This window comes from Mycolicibacterium vulneris (genome assembly GCF_002104765.1).
GTDB classification, from domain to species: domain Bacteria; phylum Actinomycetota; class Actinomycetes; order Mycobacteriales; family Mycobacteriaceae; genus Mycobacterium; species Mycobacterium vulneris.
On record NZ_NCXM01000039.1, the window covers coordinates 17,995 to 40,007 of the forward strand.

The 22,013-nt window shown below is 63.7% G+C and carries 20 protein-coding genes and 1 pseudogene; 12 read left to right on the forward strand and 9 right to left on the reverse strand.

Annotated elements, in window-relative coordinates; translation table 11 throughout:
* Positions 1–33: 33 nt before the first annotated feature.
* Positions 34–921 carry a class I SAM-dependent methyltransferase gene (locus B8W69_RS26340; RefSeq protein ID WP_085292640.1) on the forward strand — a complete coding sequence of 296 codons (888 nt, stop codon included), beginning with the start codon at positions 34–36 and terminating at the stop codon, positions 919–921.
* A gap of 404 nt (positions 922–1,325) precedes the next feature.
* Here B8W69_RS26340 and B8W69_RS26345 read toward each other — a convergent pair whose 3' ends face one another.
* Positions 1,326–1,835: an SRPBCC family protein gene (locus B8W69_RS26345; protein ID WP_085292641.1), complete on the reverse strand. Its 510-nt coding sequence runs from the start codon at positions 1,833–1,835 to the stop codon at positions 1,326–1,328.
* A 437-nt stretch (positions 1,836–2,272) separates the two neighbouring features.
* Between B8W69_RS26345 and B8W69_RS26350 the strand changes: the two genes are divergently transcribed.
* Genes B8W69_RS26350 through B8W69_RS26365 form a run of 4 tightly spaced genes read left to right on the forward strand, consistent with a single transcriptional unit; the run spans position 2,273 to position 7,181 of the window.
* The gene (locus tag B8W69_RS26350) at positions 2,273–3,706 is read left to right on the forward strand and encodes an FAD-dependent oxidoreductase (protein ID WP_245843373.1); all 1,434 of its coding nucleotides are present in this window, start codon (positions 2,273–2,275) and stop codon (positions 3,704–3,706) included.
* Positions 3,699–4,796 (forward strand): biotin synthase BioB, encoded by a 1,098-nt coding sequence (gene bioB / locus B8W69_RS26355; protein WP_245843374.1) that lies wholly within the window; start codon positions 3,699–3,701, stop codon positions 4,794–4,796. The genes B8W69_RS26350 and bioB overlap by 8 nt, the downstream gene beginning before the upstream one ends.
* 37 nt (positions 4,797–4,833) lie before the next feature.
* Positions 4,834–6,540 carry an FAD-dependent monooxygenase gene (locus B8W69_RS26360; RefSeq protein WP_165762701.1) on the forward strand — a complete coding sequence of 569 codons (1,707 nt, stop codon included), beginning with the start codon at positions 4,834–4,836 and terminating at the stop codon, positions 6,538–6,540.
* Positions 6,537–7,181, forward strand: coding sequence for a maleylpyruvate isomerase family mycothiol-dependent enzyme (locus B8W69_RS26365; protein WP_165762702.1), 645 nt, complete (start codon positions 6,537–6,539; stop codon positions 7,179–7,181). Before B8W69_RS26360 ends, B8W69_RS26365 begins: the two co-directional genes overlap by 4 nt.
* A 47-nt stretch (positions 7,182–7,228) precedes the next feature.
* Here B8W69_RS26365 and B8W69_RS26370 read toward each other — a convergent pair whose 3' ends face one another.
* The 3 genes from B8W69_RS26370 to B8W69_RS26380 form a co-directional block, all read right to left on the reverse strand.
* Positions 7,229–8,452 (reverse strand): cytochrome P450, encoded by a 1,224-nt coding sequence (locus B8W69_RS26370; RefSeq protein ID WP_110882069.1) that lies wholly within the window; start codon positions 8,450–8,452, stop codon positions 7,229–7,231.
* Positions 8,439–9,851: an ABC1 kinase family protein gene (locus B8W69_RS26375; protein WP_245843375.1), complete on the reverse strand. Its 1,413-nt coding sequence runs from the start codon at positions 9,849–9,851 to the stop codon at positions 8,439–8,441. Before B8W69_RS26375 ends, B8W69_RS26370 begins: the two co-directional genes overlap by 14 nt.
* Before the next feature lie 91 nt (positions 9,852–9,942).
* A complete protein-coding gene (locus B8W69_RS26380) occupies positions 9,943–11,355 on the reverse strand; it encodes an ABC1 kinase family protein (RefSeq protein WP_245843376.1) in 1,413 nt (470 codons plus the stop codon).
* Between the two features lie 75 nt (positions 11,356–11,430).
* On the opposite strand from B8W69_RS26380, the gene B8W69_RS26385 reads away from it, so the two are divergent.
* The gene (locus B8W69_RS26385) at positions 11,431–12,030 is read left to right on the forward strand and encodes a TetR/AcrR family transcriptional regulator (protein WP_085292646.1); all 600 of its coding nucleotides are present in this window, start codon (positions 11,431–11,433) and stop codon (positions 12,028–12,030) included.
* Between the two features lie 118 nt (positions 12,031–12,148).
* On the opposite strand, the gene B8W69_RS26390 is transcribed toward B8W69_RS26385, so the two are convergent.
* Together B8W69_RS26390 and B8W69_RS30380 are read right to left on the reverse strand one after the other, a co-directional pair.
* Positions 12,149–12,790 (reverse strand): hypothetical protein, encoded by a 642-nt coding sequence (locus B8W69_RS26390; RefSeq protein WP_245843377.1) that lies wholly within the window; start codon positions 12,788–12,790, stop codon positions 12,149–12,151.
* A 333-nt stretch (positions 12,791–13,123) separates the two neighbouring features.
* Positions 13,124–13,759, reverse strand: a complete 636-nt coding sequence (locus tag B8W69_RS30380) for a hypothetical protein (protein WP_133058030.1) — start codon at positions 13,757–13,759, stop codon at positions 13,124–13,126.
* A 135-nt stretch (positions 13,760–13,894) separates the two neighbouring features.
* On the opposite strand from B8W69_RS30380, the gene B8W69_RS26405 reads away from it, so the two are divergent.
* The 6 genes and pseudogenes from B8W69_RS26405 to B8W69_RS26425 all read left to right on the forward strand — a co-directional run.
* Positions 13,895–14,164: a type II toxin-antitoxin system Phd/YefM family antitoxin gene (locus tag B8W69_RS26405; protein WP_047322047.1), complete on the forward strand. Its 270-nt coding sequence runs from the start codon at positions 13,895–13,897 to the stop codon at positions 14,162–14,164.
* Positions 14,161–14,442, forward strand: a complete 282-nt coding sequence (locus tag B8W69_RS26410; RefSeq protein WP_085292649.1) for a type II toxin-antitoxin system RelE family toxin — start codon at positions 14,161–14,163, stop codon at positions 14,440–14,442. The genes B8W69_RS26405 and B8W69_RS26410 overlap by 4 nt, the downstream gene beginning before the upstream one ends.
* Positions 14,443–14,555: 113 nt before the next feature.
* Positions 14,556–14,945 carry a TnsA-like heteromeric transposase endonuclease subunit gene (locus tag B8W69_RS32355; protein ID WP_439330644.1) on the forward strand — a complete coding sequence of 130 codons (390 nt, stop codon included), beginning with the start codon at positions 14,556–14,558 and terminating at the stop codon, positions 14,943–14,945.
* Positions 14,939–15,313, forward strand: a complete 375-nt coding sequence (locus B8W69_RS32360) for a TnsA-like heteromeric transposase endonuclease subunit (RefSeq protein WP_439330645.1) — start codon at positions 14,939–14,941, stop codon at positions 15,311–15,313. Before B8W69_RS32355 ends, B8W69_RS32360 begins: the two co-directional genes overlap by 7 nt.
* A 127-nt stretch (positions 15,314–15,440) precedes the next feature.
* Positions 15,441–17,405 (forward strand): Mu transposase C-terminal domain-containing protein, encoded by a 1,965-nt coding sequence (locus B8W69_RS26420; RefSeq protein ID WP_110882070.1) that lies wholly within the window; start codon positions 15,441–15,443, stop codon positions 17,403–17,405.
* Positions 17,393–18,040: pseudogene (locus tag B8W69_RS26425) on the forward strand (ATP-binding protein); the annotation flags it as partial. The gene B8W69_RS26420 and the pseudogene B8W69_RS26425, both read left to right, overlap by 13 nt.
* Before the next feature lie 78 nt (positions 18,041–18,118).
* Here B8W69_RS26425 and B8W69_RS26430 read toward each other — a convergent pair.
* From B8W69_RS26430 to B8W69_RS26440, 3 genes are read right to left on the reverse strand one after another with little or no spacing between them, the layout of a single operon-like run.
* On the reverse strand, positions 18,119–18,562 hold the full coding sequence (locus tag B8W69_RS26430) for a DUF6262 family protein (protein WP_085292651.1): 444 nt from the start codon (positions 18,560–18,562) through the stop codon (positions 18,119–18,121).
* Positions 18,552–20,798 carry a tyrosine-type recombinase/integrase gene (locus tag B8W69_RS26435; protein WP_245843378.1) on the reverse strand — a complete coding sequence of 749 codons (2,247 nt, stop codon included), beginning with the start codon at positions 20,796–20,798 and terminating at the stop codon, positions 18,552–18,554. The genes B8W69_RS26430 and B8W69_RS26435 overlap by 11 nt, the downstream gene beginning before the upstream one ends.
* Positions 20,795–21,913: a tyrosine-type recombinase/integrase gene (locus B8W69_RS26440; protein WP_085292652.1), complete on the reverse strand. Its 1,119-nt coding sequence runs from the start codon at positions 21,911–21,913 to the stop codon at positions 20,795–20,797. Before B8W69_RS26440 ends, B8W69_RS26435 begins: the two co-directional genes overlap by 4 nt.
* Positions 21,914–22,013 lie beyond the last annotated feature (100 nt).

The window sequence follows — 22,013 nt, forward strand, 5'->3', positions numbered from 1 at the left end:
GGTTTCTGAGCCGGCACGCGATAGGTTGAGGCTATGCCTCGCCGTCGCCTGGATCGAGCAGCCAGCCTGACCGCCCAGACATGTGCCATCCAGTGGGCCGCAGAGTCGCTGCAACCGCCTCATCGTCGGTTGCTCTACGACCCAGACTCGAGGCTGTTCACTGGCCGATACGCAGCGCTGTTGGCCAAACCGGCCATTGCGCGCACGATATTGCGTGCCCTCGACAGTTACTTGCCCGGCCTACATATCTATATCGTCTTGCGCGTCCGCTACACCGATGATGTTCTCCAGCAGGCTATCTCGGCGGGTATCGACCAGATCGTCCTGCTGGGCGCGGGGTTCGACACCACCAGCTTGCGCACACCCATCACCGATGCCGGGCCCACCATCTTCGAGGTCGACGCACCCACCACCCAACAGGAAAAGCGACGACTCCTGCAACGGGCACACCGAGCCGTCGACCCGCGGGTTAACTGGGTTTCGTGTGATTTCGAATCCGATCGTCTGCCCGAGCGTATGCACCAGGCGGGATTCGACCCGAGCCGACCGTGCCTCGTGGTGTGGATAGGTGTATCCGTGTACCTCACGCGAACCGCGATTGAGGGCACTCTTGCCGACCTCAATAGCATCTGTGCGCGCGGAAGCCTTCTCGTCACCGACTACGGTGACCCCGAGATCGTCACCGGGACACACCCACTCGTGGGTGCACGCCGCACTGCGCGCCTGGTACGTCGCCGCGGCGAACCCTGGCGCACTGCCTTATCGCTGACCGAACTAACACACGCACTCGACATGGTTAGCTTCAACGTCCAAGACCACGCACGAGTCCCCGAACTCGCCAAGCGATACGCCCCAAACGGACAACCATGGTGTTCCACCGACGACTGGCTGGGTGTGCTCACTGCCGAACGCCGCCCTTGACCGCGCGGCTGTACGTATCCGATCTGGTCGGCACGCCGCACGGATTGCGATAACCGCCACCTCAATCGAGACGCACAGTGCTGGCCCGAATGCAATAAGGCCACATACTTTGCAGCGCAGATTGATTCATCTGATGAAACATAACGACAGATGGGCAGTCTCTGACCTCGCCGCGAAAACCGTTAGGGGAGCGGCAAGGGGCAACGTGGTCGAATTACGGTGGTCGTGAAACTGAAATATGTTGCTACACAACATGGTGGGTAATATGCAGTAGTTTGCTGGCAACCCGCCATATTCATCCCATCGTATTTCTTCGGCACGGACAGTGAACCGAGCGCGGCGGAGCGGGACGAGGGGCACTGACCACACGTCGAGACTGGCGCAAGGGCGTTTGCTGACCGTACCTATTCCGCAGGTCTGGGTACGGCCCCGGGGTCCTCGGCTGTATTTTTCAGTGCGAGCAGTGTGCGCTTCATGTCGTTGATCATTCGAGGTCCGCGCAGCCAGCCCAGCATCCGCCAGTACAGGCGCATCGCGGGGATGTCGTCGAGTTCGAACTGCTCGGTGACCAGTGTTCCATCGCTGTTCGCGGGTTCGAATGTGTAGCGCCATGTCAGGCAGACGGTGTTCTTGGGTGCGATCGGAAGTCCCATCGGTCGTGAGCGCACCGTGAAGGCGAATACTCGATTGGGTTCACATTCGGTGATCATGCAGGACGTCCAGTAGGTGGGTCCTTTTTCGTTGCGTTTGACCCGGCCCCGGAACTTCACGCCGGGACTGGGACCTGTTGCGCCGTTGAGCCATTCGGCCGCGGTGGTCTCTGGGCTGAATCGTCCGATCTGGGTAACGTCGCTGACCAGGTTCCACACAACTGAGGGTGGGGCGCTGATTCGGATCGCCGCTGATCCCCGCATGGGCCGAGAATCGCGGGCCTCCTGCCTGGTTGGGCGTGGCAACGGTCAGGTCCGTTCGCTGCGAAGCCGATTCCGACCGGTCGGCGGAGGGCAGAAGGTCTGATCCGGGTCGGTCGGACGCTTGGGTGGATTGCCAGTCATCGCTTCATCGTTCGTGTGAGAGCCGCCGGGTGATTACCCACCGTAGTACCTCGGCGGGCCTGCGTCACGGGGCTGCAGTCTCGCTGTGGTTCGAAACAGCCAGCCGGCCAAGCGGGGACTATCGGGACTAGCGCCGCCCGACACGCCTTACTGTTACTTAACAGTACTCTTAGTTTTCTTAGTTTTGGTGTACGGTCATTCGTCATGGGCTTGCGAAGTGTTGGCATGGGCGGTGATCGCTCGGCTCGTTTCGTGGTCGTCATGCCGCGCCGATGCTGTGTCGGAAGGGGCCGTAGGTGAGTGAGCGTGGTGAGCATGCGGTTGTGTTGGGCGCGGGGATGGCGGGTTTGCTTGCCGCGCGCGTGCTTTCGGAGTTCTACGACTCAGTGACCGTGGTGGAGCGCGACCTGTTGCCGGATCATCCTCGTGAGCGCCGAGGTGTTCCGCAGGGGCGTCACCTGCATACCTTGTTAAGCCGCGGCACGCAGGTGCTGGTGGAGTTGTTTCCTGGGGTGCTTGAGGAGATGGCCGCCGCCGGCGCCGTCGTGGTGAACGACGGTGAATTATCGCGGATCTATGTACGTGTCGGGCGCTGCGAGTTGAAGCGTTCGGGGAGATTGGTCGACCCGGCGGGGTTGACGTTGTGCCTGGCGAGCCGGCCGTTCGTGGAGTTCTATGTGCGCCGGCGCGTGGCAGCCCTGGCGAATGTGGCTTTTTTCGATGAGCACGACGTGATCGACCCGATGGGTGTCGCTGGTGCCGTCACTGGGGTGCGAATCGTCAACCGCGCCAATGGGGTGGTGTCCGTGTTGGATGCCGATTTGGTGGTCGATGCCACGGGCCGAGCGGCCCGTACTCCGGCTTTCCTTGAAGCTTTGGGCTATGACCGGCCAGTCGAAAAGCGGTCTCCCAGCGCGGTGGGCTATTCCAGCCAACGGTTTGCCATCCCGCATGGGTCGTTGACCAAGCAGTTGGTCATGTCGAATCAGGGGCTTGACCAGCACGTGGTGCTGCTGTTGGCGTGCGAGCACGACACGTGGGTACTGGCTGTCGGCCGGTCCATCGATGCTGGCGGGGCGCCTGCTGACTTCGCCACCATGCTGGCGCTAGCGCAGAACGCCCTTCCTGACATGCTCGCTGAGGCATTGGGCGATGCGCAGCCGGTTGGTGAGATCGCCATGTTCCGCAACCCGGCTGCGGTCTGGCGTCGCTACGACCAGATGCCGCGGTTCCCCCGCGGATTACTGGTAATGGGCGATGCGTTGTGCAGCCTCAACCCCATCCACGGGCAAGGCATGACGATGGCCGCGCTCCAATCGTTAACGCTGCGTGATTGTTTGCGCCTCGGCGATACCGATCTGGCCCAGCGTTTCTTCCGCGGCGCCACCCAAGACATCGGTCCGACGTGGGCACTCAACCGGGCCAACGACCGTGCTTTATCGCCCAACCGTCCACAATCGGTGCGGCAGCGGCTAATCGGCCAACTCGTCACGGCGACATTGACCGCCGCGGCCTATGACACCACCGTCACCGAATGCCTGCTGCGCGTGACTCACCTCATCGATCCACCTGCCCGGCTCAACGATCCCGCGCTGCTGCCCCACATCCTGGCCGCCAACCTGCGCCACCTGTTCACCGAGAGTCGAACCTTGCTTGGCAGGGCGTCGAACAGTTTCGACCGCGGACTCGCAGAGGTGATCGGCAACCGAAAAGGAGATGCCCGTGCATGACCCAACGGACCTGGCGGCGAATGGGTTTGAGCGGCGACTGGCGGCGATCACCGCCACCGCGCTACGGGCTGATAGCGTCGAGCGCGACGAGTTGTTGGCGGTGTTGGCCAGCAGTGATGACGATCTGCTCGACGTGATCGCCGCAGCCGGTCGGGTCCGTCGCAAGTTTTTCGGTCGGCGGGTCAAGCTCAACTACCTGGTGAACATGAAATCCGGGATGTGCCCAGAGGATTGCGGGTACTGCTCGCAACGGCTGGGGTCTACCGCCGAGATCCTGAAGTATTCGTGGATCAACCCCGACGAGGCCGCCGGCCACGCGCGCTGCGCGATTGATGCTGGCGCCAAACGCATCTGCCTGGTCGCCGCGGGCCGCGGGCCCGCCGATCGTGATATCGAGCGCGTCACCGACACCATTGCCGTGATCAAAAACTCCGCCCCAGCAGTGGAAGTGTGCGTCTGCCTAGGGCTGCTGAAACATGGGCAAGCCGAGCGGCTGCGTGCCGCCGGCGCAGACGCTTACAACCACAACCTGAACACCAGCGCTGAGAACTATGGGCGGATCTGCTCAACCCACAGCTTCACCGACCGGGCCGCCACCGTCGCCGCTGCCAAATCCGCTGGCCTGTCGCCATGCTCGGGTGCCATCGTTGGAATGGGCGAATCCGACGACGACATCGTCGATGTCGCACTAGCTTTGCGTGAACTCCAACCGGATTCGGTGCCGGTGAACTTCCTGATCCCGTTCGAGGGCACCCCATTGGGTGGGCATTGGGAACTGACCCCGCAACGCTGCCTGCGGATCCTGGCGATGTTCCGGTTCGCCTTCCCCGACGTCGAGGTGAGAGTCGCCGGCGGACGCGAAATACATTTGCGCTCACTGCAACCGCTGGCCTTGCACCTGGCCAATTCGATGTTCCTCGGTGACTACCTCACCAGCCAAGGACAGCCCGGCGAAGCTGATCGAGCGATGATTGCCGACGCCGGCTTCGTAATCGAAGGCATCGACGAATCCACTCTGCCGGTCGATCGCCACGACCTCGTCGTTACCCGCCGCCGCGGCGCAGGCACCACGATCCCCGCCAACACCTAAACCGTTGATGACGTCGGACAACGAGGTGAACTCAACCATGTTCGATAAACCGGTAATCATCGTCGGGGGCGGCCCGGTCGGACTGGCCGCTGCCCTGGAGCTCGCCCGCTTCAACGTTCCCAGCGTTGTGATTGAGCGACATGATTTGACGTCATGGCATCCCAAGGCCCGCAATCTCAATGCGCGGACGATGGAGATCGCCCGCGGCTGGGGAAGCGCGGTGTATCAACGACTGCGCAGCATCGATACCCCGCCGGGCTGGAAGAGCCCGATGAGGTATCTGGACACAATGGTCGGCCAGCAGGTGGGCCAGATCGAGACGCGAGGGTTCGAAGGCCCCGGTCCGACGATCAGCCCAGCGCTGCCGATCATGTCCTCGCAGGACCTGACCGAAGCCATTCTGCGTGACGCGGCGCATGCCACCGGGATCGTCGATCTGCGCTTTGGTCACCAGGTCACCGACGTGCTGTCCGGGTCAAGCGACCACGACTGCGAAGCGGCCGTGGCAGTCCAAGTCAACGCCACGGGCGAGACCTACACGCTCGCCGCGCAAGCGCTGGTGGCCGCTGACGGCGCCGACAGCACGGTGCGCCGCCAGCTTGCCATCGCCGTGAACGGCGAGCAGGGCATCCATCATTTCGTCAACTGCTACTTCCGCGCCGACATCGAACACCATGTCCGAGAACGCCGCGCCGTGGTGTTTTTCGTCGCCAACCCCGACGCCGCCGGTCTGCTGCAACCGCTCGACGCGCACGGCCGCTGGCTGTGCCAGATCGGCGTATCGCCAGATCAGTGGGTGCGCGAGCACTGGGACCCCGAGCGAGTAACGCAGTGGGTCCGCAGCGCGGCCGGCGTGCCCGACCTTGATGTCGAGGTGAAAGGCGTTGGGCTGTGGCAGATGAACGCCACCGTCGCCGATCGGTGGGTCCAGGGCCGCGTGGTGCTGTGTGGCGATGCCGCCCACCAGTTTCCGCCCACCGGGGGGCTGGGAGTCAATACCGGACTGCAGGACATGCACAACGCCATGTGGAAGTTGGCCTTCTGCATCGGCGGTCTGGCCGGGTGGTCGTTGCTCACAACCTATGAGGATGAACGTCGCCCACCCGCGATCACCACGATCACACAGTGTTTGGAGAATAGCCGCAACCTCGCGCGGCTTGCCGCGGCCTACTACTATCCGGCGAGCAGTGACCTCAGCGCCGAGGAAGCCGAGCGGGAGAGCCGACGCTTCGGCAATCATTTCGGCGTCGAGTTCGGCACGGTGTATCGCTCGGCCGCCGTCATCGATGACGGCACAACACCTCCCGACGTCGACGACGACTACAGCGACTACGCGCCCTGCGCGACGCCGGGCTGCCGGGCGCCACATATATGGCTGGGCAATGAACGTGACCCGATATCGACACTCGACCTATTCGGCGCCAGCTTCACGGTGCTTACCGGCCCGGACGAGGCAATCTGGCGAAAAGCAGCCGCGGCCGCTGCTCGAGAATTCGGCGTGCCCATCGCCAGCTACACGATCGGCGATCCGGGATTGGTCGACCACACCAACACGTTCTTCGACCTTTACGGAATTGGCCGCGACGGGGCGGTCCTCGTGCGTCCCGACGGATATGTGGCCTGGCGCAACCCAACCGGCTCCTCCGACGGCGTCCCGCTCATTCAAGCCGTCCGACAGATCCTGGATCGCCGGCCAGTGGGGTTGAGCATCGGGGTCGACCCGGGGTTAGGGGAGTCGTCGTGACAGTCCGCGATAATGTTGAGTCTGAGCGCTCAGCCCTAGCTGATTCGTTAGAAGCGCTGGGCCCCCAAGCGGCGACCGCATGCGGCGACTGGACAGCCTTCGACCTCGCCGCACACGTGGTTGCCGCCGAACGCGCGGCGGGCGTGCCCGCATTTTGCATTCGGACACTGGCCGTTCGCGGCGTCCAGTTTCCTTCGAGCACCGAGGTGGCCGATTGGGTGATCCGCCGACAACGACGCATCGGCTATCACGCGCTCATCGCCCGCCTCCGCGGCCCCTCGCCGCGACTGCTGCTAGCGCCGAAAATGGCGACCTTCAGCCTGTTTGAGGTGTGGACGCACCACGACGACCTCGCCACAGCCAACGGACGCACCCATGCCGTTCCCGAGCATCTCGCCGAGGCAATCCCATGGCTGATGCGATATCAAACCCACCGCCTGCCGACGGCTCGGCTAGTACTGCGCACCACCGACAACCGGGAATGGACATTCGGCCCCGATACCGGCCCGGTTGCCATCGTCAGCGCTCCCGCAGCCGATCTCGTCCGATGGCTTGCTGGCCGGAACCCACAGACCACATTGAACATCCAGGCCGACACCGCGCTCGCCGTTCAGATCCATGCTTTCGCCGGCAGGATCTAAATCCACCGCCGTGGGGAGCCGTTAAATTCCATATCCGCCAATCGGATTCATGTGCCATGCCGGGCCGCGTGGTTCGATGTCGTTGGTGCGGCCATCAAGGCGCATGGGAGTGTTTGGGGTCCGCGGATGGCTGGGTTGTCTCGCCATGTGGGATTGCCGCGGAGTGCGGGTTGGCGTGTGAGTACTTGTTGGAGTGCGATGGCGGTTTCGAGGCGGGCCAGTGGCGCTCCAAGGCAATAGTGCGCGCCGTGGCCGAAGGTCAGCGGTGCTGGTCTGGGCAGGTCGCTGCGCAGTCGGTCAGGGTTGTTGAAGACCGCGGGGTCGCGGTTGGCTGCCGCGAGCACGACGAGGGCGGGTTCGCCAGTTCGGATAGTGATGTCGCCGAAGACGTGGTCTTGGGTGGCGGTGCGCGCCACGGTTTGGACGGGGCCATCAAGGCGCAGCAGCTCGGTGAGCAATGAATCATCGACGGTGGTGATGCTGTCGAGGGGGTAGGCGCCGTCGGGCTGAGGGGCGAGAAGTCGAACCATTGCTGAGCCCAACAGGTTTGCGGTGGTTTCGTGACCGGCGATCGCGATGATGATCGCGGTTGTGACGACGTCGTCGAGTTCGAGATCGGTGTCGGCGGCGATGACGCTGAGCAGGTCATCGCTGGGATGGCGCCGGCGATCGGCGGCCAGCGGAAGAAATTCGGTGAGCAGCGTGGCCAGGGCTTCGGTGCCGGTGTCGATGGCCGCAGCATCAGTTGAGTCGGCGAGCATTCGGGTGATGGCGGCGGACTCCTCGCGGAGCAACCGTGCCGCGCCGACGTCGAGCCCCATCCAGGCCGCCGCGACCGCGATCGGTAGGGGCAGCGCGATATCGGCCATGAAGTCGAACTCGACTCCGATGGGAACGGAGTTGATTGTGTCCGCGGCGATCGTGGCGATGCCGTCGCGTAGGCCCGCGACGAAGTTGCGGGTGAAGAAGTCTCGGACCGCGCCGCGCAGCCGCGAGTGGTTGGCGCCGTCGGTGAATAAAATGTTGCGACGCAGAATGTCTGGATCCGTTGCACGTAGGGCAGCTGGGGTGTTGGGGTTGGCTAGCGGATTGCTGGTCCAGCCAGGCCCGGCCAGGATCTGTCGAGCCGGGTGGTAGCCCAGGACCAGCCACGCCGCAGCAGTGTCGTTCCAGACCACATCGCCCTCGCGCCGACACGCCTCATAGAACGGGTAAGGGTCGGCGGGATCCCACGGCAGCCGCACCGAGGCTTGGGTCTCAGGGGTGGTCATGATGGTCCAATGCTCCGGGAAGACCGCGCTCACGCACCCAGGCGTGGTGCAGCTTGCCCAGCTCGGTGATCGGTTCGGTGACACCGTCCAGGTCATCGAAGATGGCGCGAATCGGAAGGGTCGCCTGCAAACCTGCGGCCACACTGTTGAACGCGAGGACGATTCGAGAGGTGAAGACGTGCTCTGGCGGTACGTTGATCTTCGCCACCGGGTGGTGCCGGTCGCGGGCATCGAAGAATCCGCCGACGATCCGCGCGACGGCGTCGGGAGTGAATGTGACCGGCTGCGCCGCCGTCATCGGATAGTTGGTGTATGAGAACCATTGTTGCAGTTCAGCATTCGTCAGCTCCGAGCCGGCAGTGAGGATTCCCAGCCGGGTCAACCATTCACGGCTATCGTCGATGCGTCCTTCGACCGCGGCACGGAGGAACGCCACCCATAGCCATCGCTGTTTCTCAGGAAAGATAGTGGTGCAGCCGAAATCGAGGAATCCAACGGTGCCGTCGGTGTTGAAGCGATAGTTGCCGGGATGGGGGTCGGCGTGTACGAGGTTTGCGTGCCGGTAATTTGCGTTCTGGAACCGTGCGATGATCTCGGCCCAGGTGTCTCGTAAGTCCTGGTCGGCGTGCTGTGCGGCGGGGTAGTCCATGCCATCGAGGTACGTCATGGTCAGTGTCTGGTCGCCTGAGGCATCGGGGATGACCTCGGGGATGCGAATGAACGGGTGGCCGCGGTAGAGCTCGCTGAACTTGGTGATGGTCGCGGCTTCGTGGCGATAGTCGACTTCCTCGCGAATCCGCGCGGCCGCCTCGCGGGCTACGGCCCGAATGTCGAGTCTCACCCCTGCCGCGGCGGTGACAAACTTGAGGAACGTGGCGACGAGCTCGGTGTTGGCGAGATCGTCGCGGATCGCCTGGGCCACGCCGGGATACTGGACTTTAACCACCACATGACGGCCGTCGCGCAGCACGGCGCGGTGTACTTGGCCGACCGAGGCCGCAGCGATCGGCTCATCGGACAATTCTGCGAAATGCCGTACAGCCGAACCCAAGTCCTCGGCGAGGACTTGACGCACGAGTGTCGGGTGCATCGGCGGTGCATCGGCCTGAAGGCGTGCTAAAGCCTTTTGGTAGGGCCAATATCCGCCGGTCCCCAGTGCGCGGGCGTCGACCATCGACAGGATTTGGCCGGCTTTCATCAACACGCCCTTGGAGTGGCCGAGCAGTTCGGTGTAGCGCTCGGCGGTGCGCTCGTGGAACCGCTCGACCGCGCCGTCATCACCGGACTTTTCCCGAAGGCCAGCGATGAGCCGGCCCCCGGCGGCTCGGGCGGTAAAGCCGGCCAGCGGCATGGCGCGGCGGAGCCGACCGCGTGGGATGGGCGTGTCGTCGTGGGGCATAGTGTCCTTGCTTGGGTCGGTCGACTTGTCGCGATGGGCCGGCTAATCGTTGGTAGAGGGCGTGAGGTTAAGGGCGGCCTCTGGCGAAATGTCAGGGGTGGTCATGATGGTCCAAGGCTCCGGGCAGACCACGCTCGCGCACCCAGGCGTGGTGCAGTTTGCCGAGCTCGGTGATGGGTTCGGCGGCGCCGTTCATGTCGGCCCAAATGGACCGGATCGGGAGACAGGCGTCCAGGCCGGCGAGGATGCTGTTGGTGGCGAGCGCGATCCGAGAGCTGAAGGCGAACTCTGCGGGCACCGTCATCTGGGCGAGCGGATGGTCCGAGTCGCGAATATCGAGGGACCCCGCAATGGTGCGAGAAATGGTGTCGGGTGTGTAGGTGACGGGCTGCGGCATGCCCGTCTCAGAGACGAGCGTCGACAGCCACGGTCGCAGATCCTCGGCGCTCAGCGATGAATCGGCGGGGATGAAGCCCAACTGGGTCAACAGGTCGCGGCAGTCCTCGAGGCGTCCCTCGATGGCGGCCCACTGAAAGGACACGTACAGCCAACGCTGCGTCTCGGGAAAGATCTGGGCGCAACCGAAATCCAGGAATCCGACACTGCCGTCGGCATGGAAACGGTAGTTGCCCGGATGGGGATCAGCATGGACTAGGTTGGCGTGCCGATAGCAGCTGTTGGTGAATCGGGTGATCACCTCTGCCCACGAGTTTTTCAGGTCCTGGTCGGCACCTTGCGCAGCGGCCCAGTCCATGCCGTCCAGGTAGGTCATCGTTAGCACCTGGTCGCTGGATGCTTCGGGGATGACGTCGGGAATGTGGACGAAGGGGTGGCCGCGGTAGAGCTCGCTGAACGCGGTAATGGTGGCGGCTTCGTGGCGATAGTCGACCTCCTCGGCAATGCGGGCTGCGGCCTCGCGTGCCAGCGTTCGGATGTCGAGCATGATCCCTGATGCCGCCGTCACGAACCGCATGAACGTGGCCAGCAGTTCGGTGTTGGCCAGGTCGTCGCGGATCGCTTGGGCGACACCGGGATACTGGATTTTGATGACCACTTCGCGGCGGTCGGACAGCACCGCCCGGTGCACCTGGCCGACCGAGGCCGCCGCCATCGGTTCCTCGGAAAACTCAGCGAAATGCCGCACACCCGAACCCAGCTCCTGCTCAAGGACCTGACGAACAAGGGTCGGGTGCATCGGCGGTGCATCAGCCTGCAGCCGAGCTAGAGCCCTTTGATACGGCCAGAACCCGCCAGTACCAACCGCGCGGGCGTCGACCATCGACATGATCTGGCCCGCTTTCATCAACACGCCTTTGGAATGGCCCAGCAATTCGGCATAACGCTCGGCGGTGCGCTCGTGAAATCGCCCAACCGCACCGTCATCACCGGTGCGCTCGCGCAATCCGGCGACCAAACGCCCCCCAGCAGCACGGGCGGCGAAGCCCGCCAGCGGCATGGTGCGCCGAACACGCCCCTGCGGTACGGGTCTGTCGCGCTGTGCCATCTAAGAGTCCTCCCGCGAGTGCAAGTACGTGTAGTAGGCTCTTGCCAAATGTAAGTGATCACTTTGGAGAGGTCAATGACTGCACCGGTATCGACACGGGAACGACTGGTCACCGAAGCGATGCGACTATTCAGCGCCAAGGGATTTGAAGCCACCAGCGTCTCCCAAATCGAAGCCGCGGCCGGGTTAGCCGCCGGCTCAGGCGCCCTGTATCGCCACTTCAAATCCAAGGACGCATTGCTCGACGCCGGGATCGACCGCCAACTCGACCGCCGCCACGCCATGCGCGACATCCGCGCACTGTTTGCCGGGCTCGGCGACCTGCACGCCGAACTAACCGTCCTGGGTCGCTACCTACTCAGCGTCATCGACGACGAGATCCAACTGCTGCAAATCGCCGCCCGCACACCAGCCGGCCAATCAGCGCGCCTCGACACCGCCTACGCCGCCCTCATCGACGGACTCAATGCCGAACTCGCCGACTGGATCACCACCTGGGCGCCCACACTGGCCAAAGGCGACCGCGCCGTCCTCGCGGCGCTCGGGGTCAACGCAATCCTCGCGACACGTTTTACCACCAGCCTTTTCCACCAATCCGACGCTCGCGTCCCCGACGACCGCTACCTCAGCGAATGGACAGCCCTCCTCACCACGCGCATCGAAACACTCCGATAAGCCGCGCAGCCCCCGTACATGCATCAGGTGTCGCCTCCAGCGGGGGAGAGGCGCCAAGTGGAATCACTGCTTCAAGAGATGGCCATCGAAGACTGAACCAATATGGCCTAGTTCATTTTCAGGTAGCAGCAGTCCGCGCACGGATGGCGTCACGCCTTAACGCGTTTGCCAGTTCGGGTTGATCGGTGAGGTCAGCCACCGTGGTGAAGATGCGTGCGATGCGGAGAAACACAGCCGGGGGAGCGGACACATCGCCCTGCGAGCTGTCGGACTGCATAAGCCCAGCAACGGACAGCAGCTCGGTGATCTCCTGTCGGCGAGCCGCGCGTTCGTCGTCGTCAAGCGCCGCGGTCCCCTCATATGCGAGCAGACTTTCGGCCAGACCGGCAATAAGCCGGCCGAGCCCGGAAACGCTGATTTGTGCGGTGCGGGGAAGGGAGAACAGGTCACCGCCAGGCTCCTCAGTAGCGAAAGTTGCCACTAACCGGTCGGCCAATGCGTCAGGGGCGGATACGTCGAAGTTGAGTTGCGCTTGGTGTCGGCTGATGCCAAGACGGTTCGCGATGCGCGAAAGTCTCTCTCGTAAGATGGATTCGGCCGCGGCGCCTGAGATCGTCATCCCGCGGTCGTCGACGAGCGCTGCCAACCTGGTTGCAGCGTGCCGAAGCCAGCCGCCGGGCTCACCTTCGCCTCGATCGCGGGCCTTACCCACCGCGTCGTGCACCGGTTGGGGAGATGTGCGCGGCCCGATCCGGATCACTCACCACCGCGATCCGTTCCCTCGCGCCGACGTAACGCTTCGGCTCGGAGTGCGATGCCGAGATTATTAAGTCGGAACTCGTACTCACCGGAGGCCACGAGAAACCAATCACCAGTGCCGAAGTCTCCCCGGTCCATCACCAAGCGCATGGCACCTCTGATGGCGTCAGTGCTATCACCCCTGAAGCTCGCGAGATGCACGGCATGGTCGTCGTACATGTGCCATTCGGGCTGCTCGCTGGTCCGCTGCCGCAGTGGGCCATCATCGATACTGGCTCTGAACCCTTGCAGCAGCCGGTACGTCGTGGGGCAACTGCTGCTTGCAGGTCCATGGTCACTCATGAGATGCCTCTCGCACGCGTTGCGCCCATCTCTCATGGGCGGATTGTGCCGACATGCCAGCTGCTGCACCAATTCTCGCCCACGACATCTGTCGAACGCGTGCGTGCAGCACGGCCCGATCCAATTGTTGTTCGCCAGAACGAATCACCGCGAGTGCGGCTGCGATCTCAGCTTCGGCGTCGATGTCGCTGATGTGCTCGTTCCGCCACACTGCGTGGCCCGCCTCATCCGCATCACCGCCACTGACTACATCCAGGACATCGTCGTCAGCTGCGTAAATACGAAAGGCAGCAGGATCGTGTCGCACCGGGGAGGGAACGCGCGTCCAAAGCTGTTGACTGACCCACCGTTTCGTGGGCATTACGTCACCAGGGGCGTAGCAGTTGCAGACAACGCGCCAGCCAATGACGTCGCCGGCGGGCCTGGTCACAAACGCGGCATCGCCGCCGTGTCGGCGCACCGCTTCGTGGCCCCATGTACCGTCGCCATACTGGTCAACGGCAAGGTGTCCTGGCGGGATTCCGGTGCCGAGAATTCCCAGCGCGCCGCGGCCATCGTCGAACTCGGCGGCCATGAATCCCTCGTGCCATTCGCCGCCTCGGTCGCCAAGCGAATGCTCCCATCCCATGGATGGGAGTCTACTCGATGGTGTCAAGCTATCCTGATGCTGATTAATCGCTGTGTCAGGACTACCTGACGTAACGTAGATTATCGGCTAAGTGTTAGGTTAGTTGGCGGCTAGTAATTAGGCTATAGTTTTACCATGAAGAATGTACCGCTCTCGGAGGCCAAGGACAAGCTCTCCGCGCTCGTCGACGAGGCCGACACCACCCACGAAATCATTCAGATCACCCGACACGGGCGCGCCGCCGCGGTCCTGATGTCTGCCGACGATCTGGATTCACTCAACGAGACGCTGCACGCACTGCGAACACCCGGTTTTGCCGAAGACCTCGCGCAGGCCGATGCCGACTACGCTGCCGGCAATACCGTCACTGGCGAGGAGATCCGCCGGCGATACGGACTCAGGTGAGCTGCGAAGAAGCGTCCTGGTCCGTTCACTTCTCGCCTACCGCGATCCGGGCACTCGACCGTCTACCGCTGAAAGTCGCCACAGCGATCGCCGAATTCATCACAGGCACACTGCCCACCGACCCGAACCGGCTATCCAAACCGTTGAGCTTCGAATTCGCTGGCTGGCGCGTCGCCCGGCGCGGCGATTACCGCGTCGCATTCCGGATTCTCGAAGACGACCGGGTCCTGTTGATCGGTCGCATCGAGCACCGCGCACACATCTACCGCCAACCATGAGCGGCCCGCCAGTGAGCTGTCCGTTCTCAGTGGAACTGGGGCATTCTCATTGAATCTGGGGTAAGCGCGTGTCTTTCTCATTGAATCTGGGGCACGGCCTTTAACGTTGATGTGTGCTGACCTCGGCGGTGCCGGTTGACTCGATCGTCACGGGTGTTGTTGATGTGGAGTTCGACACCCGTGACGGGCTTACGCGCCTGCCCCTGGAGCGCTGTGCGGCCTTTCCCTTTGAGCTGCAGGGTTCTCCGGTTCGGAGCTTCCCGTCTTTTCGTGGTCAACGGAACTTCCCAGGCTTGTGGTGGTTTGCCACGACGGGCACTCACGTCGGTCATGAGTCCTGGACCGAGCGTGACCAGCTAATGGCGCTGGATGCGGACCCGGACGTGGTTGGCGTCCTGTCGCAGCCGTTTTGGCTTCATTGGCGCGACGGTAAACGGCATGCACCCGACTATGGCATGCACCCGACTATTTCGTACGCAACCGTGATGGCTCTGCGGTGGTGATCGATGTCCGCGACGATGCCCGGATATCGCCGGCCGATCAGGACGTGTTCGATCGCTCGGCTTTGGCCTGCGAGTCGGTTGGCTGGGGCTACCGTCGCGTTGGTGCGCTCGACCCTGTTCTGCGATCGAATCTTCGGTGGCTGTCGGGTTATCGCCATCCTCGTGTGCTGCGCGCCGCTCTGGCTGACCAGCTTGTCGAGGTCTTCACCCGGGTACGGCCCTTGATGGCGGGCGTCCTCGCGGTGGGGGCTCCCCTGGTGGTGTTGCCGGTGTTGTTCCATTTGTTGTGGCATGGCCGGCTGTCGGCGGATCTGGGTGTTATGACGCTTGCCGATGACACACCGGTCGGCCCGGGCATCAGCCGGTAGCACCTGTATGCGCACGGGGATCGTCCGAGAGGGTGACGAAATCCGTTTATCAGCTGGTGTTTTCACCGTCGCGACGTTGTCCGGAGGCGCTGCTCGGCTGGTTGATGCCGTCGGTGAGCACACGGTGATGCCGTTGCCGCAGATGCTGTCTGATCCGGCGCTGGAATTGGTGTCGGGGTCGCGCCCACCACTGTGTTCCGAGGAGATGCTCGCAGGTATCCCCGACGCTGCTGTTGAGAGCGCACGCTGGTGGGAACAGCATATTGTGGAGATCCTCACTGGGCGGGCGCCTGACTCTGCGCCTGGTTCGCAGCCGAGGCCAGAGTTCGATACAGCCAGAAACTCGCTGCGTCAGCGGGAGTTGGCCAAGTTGGCTGAACTACGTGCCGCTGGTCATGACATAAGTCGGAACGCGTTGCAGCGCCGACGATTTTCCTATGAACGCGATGGCCTGCTGGGTGTGATCGATGGCCGACACAATCGTCGCCGATCGGTGTTCGGACGCGTCGATGAGCGTGTAGTAGCCGCGGTGCAGGACGCGATCGAAGGCGAGACCGACCTGTCGACGGGGACCGTTCAACGACTCCAGCGGCGAGTCGGCAAAGCATTGATCGCCACTTATGGCGCCAATGATGCACCGGCGATGCCGTCGCAGCCAACGTTTTACAGGTTGGTCAAACGGCTGGCCGAGGGCAGGCACACGTTCGGGTCAGCGCGCACCCGGCGGTCGCTAGCCAAGCAGCCCGATGGCCCGTTCGGATCAATTTCGGTGGTCCGGCCCGGCGAGTGGGTGGAGATTGATTCCACACCCCTGGATGTCCGGGTCGTTCTCGATGACGGCCTGGTGGACCGGGTGGAGCTGACCGGGATGGTTGATTGCGCCACCCGATCAGTCCCTGCGGCAGTGCTGCGACCTACGACGAAAGCGGTGGACGCGTCGCTGCTCTTGGCCCGAGCGCTGACCCCGGAACCGATGCGCCCGGGCTGGGCTGATGCGTTGCGGATGTCCCGATCGGTGTTGCCGCACCGGAGTTTGATCAGCGTGGATCAGCGACTCGTCGATGCCGCGGCGCGGCCCGTGATTGCTCCCGAGACGGTCGTGTGCGATCACGGGAAAGCGTATCTGTCGCAAACGTTTCGGCAGGCCTGCTGCACGCTGGGTATCAACGTGCAGCCCGCCCACCCCGACACCCCGACTGATAAACCGAAGATCGAACGCACCCTGCAGTCGGTCGGGACCTTGTTCGCCCAGTACGTGGCCGGCTATGTGGGTTCATCAGTGGAACGTCGCGGCAAGAATGCCGAACAGGGCGCGGTGTGGTCGATGGTCGAGCTCCAGGCGCTGCTGGATGAGTGGATCATCGCGGTCTGGCAGAACCGCCCGCATGATGGCCTGCGCGACCCGCTGACCCCGGGCCAGGCGATGACACCAAACGAGAAGTACGCCGCGCTGATCGAAGTCGCCGGGTATGTGCCGGTACCGCTCAGCGCAGATGACTACATCGAGCTACTACCGGTGCAGTGGCGGACCATCAACCGCTACGGGGTCCGGATCAATCACCGAACCTACGACGCCAAAGCGCTCAACCCCTATCGGCGCCAGCATTCCGGCGTGGACTCCCGTAACGGTCAGTGGGAAGTGCACTACGACCCCTATGACGTATCGAGGATATGGATACGCAATCACCACGACGACGGCTGGATCACGGCGACCTGGACGCACCTGAAAACCGCACCAACGCCTTTCGGTGAGACGCTGTGGCACCACGCTCGCACGATAGCCGACCGCAATGGGCCCCAGAAGGCGCGAGAAGCCGAAATCGTCGCCATCGCCGACGAATTGCTCGACCGCGCGGCAGCAGGCCCGCAGGAGCGCACCAAAGCAGAACGACGCCTGACCGGACGCTCCGCCGCCGCCAGCACCGGTCGCGGCTGGCCAGCTCCCACTCCCGCAGACGACCCTGTGCCGCCGGTAACCCCGGAGCCGCCTGTTGAGGACGGCCAGCCCGACGCTCATGACGACGACATTGCCGATGTGATTCCACTGCCGGTATTCGATGCACGCAAGGAGGCCCAGACGTGGCGGCTGTGACCGAGAGAGCGGCAGTGAGTCAGCTGGAGGATCGCCGCCAGCCCACTACGACGTTGGAGGGCTGGCGGCGTTTCGTTGATGCCGACCCACCCGAATTCGAGTTGCTCGATGATCACGAATGGGCCGGCCTCGACCTCGCAGATCGCACCGCCTACAACGAGGCCCGGGTGGCGCATCACTCTGAGCTGGTGGTGGTTACCACCTCGGCGATTGAGGCCATCACCAACCAGGGCCGGCTCTTGACTCTGCTCAACCAGCGTGAGATCGGAGCCCGGCGCGGCCTGATCATTTCCGGTGGCGCGGCAACCGGAAAGACCACCGCGATCAAACAATTGGGACGATTCCACGAACTGCGAACCCACGCCCGGTTCCCCCACGACGAAGACCGCATCCCCGTGGTCTACGTGACCGCACCACCCAAAGGCTCACCCCGCAAACTGGCGATGGAATTCGCCCGATTCCTGGGTCTGCCGACACTGAATCCGCGCATGAACGTCACCGACATCTCCGATGCCGTTTGCCAGGTGCTCATCGACGCCCGCACCGACATCGTCGTGGTTGACGAGATCCATAACCTCAACCTGGACACCCGCGCCGGAGAAGAACTATCTGACCATCTCAAGTACTTCACCGAACGTTATCTTCAGCTCCTGCGCTGTCAGATGTGTTGACCTGCATTGATACTTCGTGGTCGGTGTCGTCGACGTGGGCCATCAGCATGGTCCGATGACTGGTTGAGATTTCTTTCTCGGCGTGTCGCCGAGCCCCCCGATGATCGAGGCGGCTCGCTGTTCACCGAGAGCGACCGCGAGTGCCTCGCGCAGTTGCCGGTTCTCGGTCTCTAGCTGGCGATTTCGTTCGGTCGCGACCTCGAGTCTGCGCCGTAGTGAGGCGTCGGATGCGCGTTGTCGGTCGGGAAGGCGGTGGTCGGTGGGTCCTGGGGCTCGCCGGGCGCGGAGTCGTTCGATCTCGGCGCGCAGGTCGGGCTGGTTGTAGAGCCAGGACCGGGAGACCTGGCCTTCGCGTGCCACCGCGTCGAACGAAATCGGTTGTCGGGCATTGTCCATCCGGCGGATCGCGGCGACGGCGCGGCGTCGGGTGGCGGTTGCTCGGTGGCGGGCGGCGGTGACGATGTGGTGGGAATTGTCAGCTCGCATCGGCGGCGTCCGTGTCCTCGTCCTCGGTCATGGTTTTCTCGACCTCGGTGATCATCCGATCGAGGTTGGTCAGTACTTGCTGGTTCATCTCGACCATGCGGGTCTGTCCGCCGCGTTCGGACACGTCGATCAGGGTCAGGGTGCGCCGCTGCTGTTCACGCAGTTCGGGCAGAAACTCCGGCCCGGTCAGGAAAACTGGACATGTCAAACAAGCATTGGCGTGCGGGCAGGTGCGTTGCAGGGGCAGCCCGCAGTAGCCGTTGGGTAAGGTCTGGGTGGACATGCCGTAGCGGGTCTTGGCCCATTGTGCTTGTGCCAGTGGGCCTTCGGGGTCGATCGAGACCCGCTCACCCTTGATGTTGACCTTCGTGGCCTGCTGCCAGTGCCGGCGCACGGTCTGATCGGTGAGCTTGGCGTAGCGGGCGGTCATGGTGTGGCTGGAGTGGTCGAGCAGTACCCGCACTATCTCTTGCGGGACGTCGCGGTTTATCAGACGACAGGCGAAAGTGTGCCGCCATTGATGGGGCGTCAAACGCACCGGACGGCCGTGTTCGTCACGGATCTCGCAGGCTTGTAGCCAGCAGTTCAGCTTGGTGCGGTAGGTGCCGGGATCGAGCGGGATGGTGCCGGAGACGTTGGAGCGTTCGCGTGGGAACAGCAGTGGTGTTCCGTCCGGCCATCGTGCGAGGATCCTGCGTTGCTGCTCACCGATGGCGGCCTCAAGTTGTTCGTCGATGGGGACAGCAGCTTCGCGTTTCATTTTGGTGTTGAAGTAGCGCAGGTAGGGGGCGCCTTGGCCGTCGTGGACGACGCAGTCGAAGGCGAGCGACAACGCGCTCGAGACCCGCAGACCGCACCGGGTGAGGATCAGGGTGACCAGCTTGGCCGACGGGTCGGACCAACGGTCCAGATTGGCCGATGATTCGACCTGGGCCATGACGAACTCGGCCAGCCGGCGGTCAACCTGGACGTGGATGGGTGGCGTGTCACCGACGTAAAAGGCCGCGCGTGCGGGCAGGCTGTCATCCCAGCCGTGCTGACGGACGGCGTGGAAGAACACGTTGAGCGAGCCGATCCGGTGCCTTTTGATGTTGTTTCCGCCGGGCTGGGACATGGCGTGGGCGAGATAGCGTTCCAGCAGCGTCCGGTCGATATCGGCGAGCGAGTCGACACCGACCAGGGCCAAAAAGTCGCTGAACCGGATCAGGGCATCGACTCCGGCGCGGGCCGCGCCGATGCTCAGCCCGGACGTCAGGCGCAGCCTGGTCCACCGTTTGCACAGATCACGCAGTCGGGGGTGAGTGATGCGGTCGAACCGCAACCGATCTCGACCACACGGGCGACCGCCGGGCCCGGCGATGCCGGGCAACCGGTCCAACCGCCAGATGTCCCTGGGATATTCGATCTCCCAGCCGGTTCCGTCGCGCAGCGCCTCGATCGCGTAGCGGGCGTCGAGCAGGAAGATCAGCGACTGATCCGGGCGAGCCGTGACGCGCCACTGCTCCTCGCTCAGCTCGAGCAGCGAGGCGATGCCCAGTGTCGAGACGAGCCGGACAGCGGGTGTGACCAAGCGGGGCGGCGCGACACGGCAGCGCGCGTCATAGCGGCATTGCAGCGCGTACTGGAATTCCAGTCTCAACTGCGGGGCCAGGGCGCGCAGATCGACGTGGGCGGTGCCGACCAGCTCGCAATCGGTGACGAACCGTTCGAGATCGGGCCGACCGTGCCGCACCCAGCGGCCGTAATGGCCGTCGCAGAACAGTTTCGTGCGACTCTCGACCCACAAATCGCAAAACGGCAGCCGGCACTCGGCCGACGCGAGGTTCTCAGGGGTCAGATCGGGGGCCTGCCAGGCGGACAGATCGGGTTGCCCGGCCCGCTTCCAATAGCCGCAGTGCTTGCGGCACAACCCGTTCCGGTGCCACCGTCCATGTCGGCACCCCTCCACTACGCAGGCCGCGAGGGCCTTGCGGCCGCGTGTCGGTGGTCCCGGATCGGCGAGGAACTGCTCTATCGACGAGTAGTTCTTCTTGCGGAACCGCTGCGAATGGGCGCAGCACAACCGATTCTGGAGCGCTTCGGCTGTCCGGTCGCAGTCGGTGACGATGCACTCATCGGAGATGAACACGGGATCGTTCGGCGCGGGAACATAGACATCGGCACGGAACTCCGGCCGGACCACGGCCATCAGCTTGGCCAGTACCGGTCCCGGGATAGGAACCTCGACGGTGCTCACCAGCGGACCTCCCGTCCGGTGAACCAGCCCGCGGCCTGCAGCGTCTGACGGGCGTCCTCGACGGTGAGGTGACCATACGTGTCGATCGTTGTGGTGATCGAGGCGTGGCCGAGCAACTCCTTCACGCTCTCCATCCCGGCGCCGCGGCGCAACAACCAGGTCGCATAGGTATGGCGATAAAGATGGGGGCCAAAGGCAATGCCGGTGCGGGTCCGTAGCCGTTCGACCAGGTCGTAGACCGCCGAATACGACCACGGCCGACCCCGCGGTGCCGACCACAGATTGACGAACACGTAGTCCGAATCCAGGGACCCGTACTCCCGGGTCAGATAATCGGCATACAGGCGCATCAGCTGGGCGCTGGCCGGGATCGTCCGCGTGCCGGTCTTGGCGCGGGCGCGGTTGGCGTTCTCGCGCCGGGTGACGGTGATCGTCTTGTCTGCGATGGCGATGTCCTCGTGGCGCAACCCCAGCGCTTCGCCCACCCGAACCCCCGTGTCGAGCATCAGGGCAAAAAGCAGGCGGTCCCGCAGATGCTCGCATGAATCCAGGATCGTTTGAACCTGCTGCACCGTAAGAACTTTCGGCAGAGCCTTCGGAGCCTTCAGCTTGATCGTGCGCCGCCGCTCGGCACCATGTTTTGACACGTGATGAAGGAACGGCCGATACGAGGTCGCCGCAGCCCGGCCGCGTCCTGTCGCCGGCTGCAAGGTGATCAGCAGCGCCGACAACTCGACACCGTGACGGGTATGGAACCCGCAGAACGACGTCACCGCCGATAGTTTCCGGTTCACACTGGCCGCCAAGCAGTGTGGTGCCACCGTCGGCAACACCGCCACCCGGCCGTCACGGGCCTGCGGCGGCAACCGCAGCCAGGCGACGAACCCGGCGACGTCCTCGAGCCGCGCTGCCCGCCAGTCGACGCCGTGCCGGTCCAGATAGGTCATCCAGTCCTTCAGGTCGTGCGCATACGCCTTGATCGTGTTCGGCGACTTCTCGATCGACGCCAGATACGACAAGAACCGCTCGACCGGCTCAACCGGCCTCTGGTCATCGCCGAGGACCGTCCATGACTCGAATCCCGTGCCCGGCATCAACACCCGCTGCACCCTCATCAATACCTCCCGCTCCGTGTTGGATAGCGGAAGGTAATCCCATCCACGACGCGATCCCAGGGATTTCCGGCTCACCTGAAATACGTTTTGAACGGGTCCG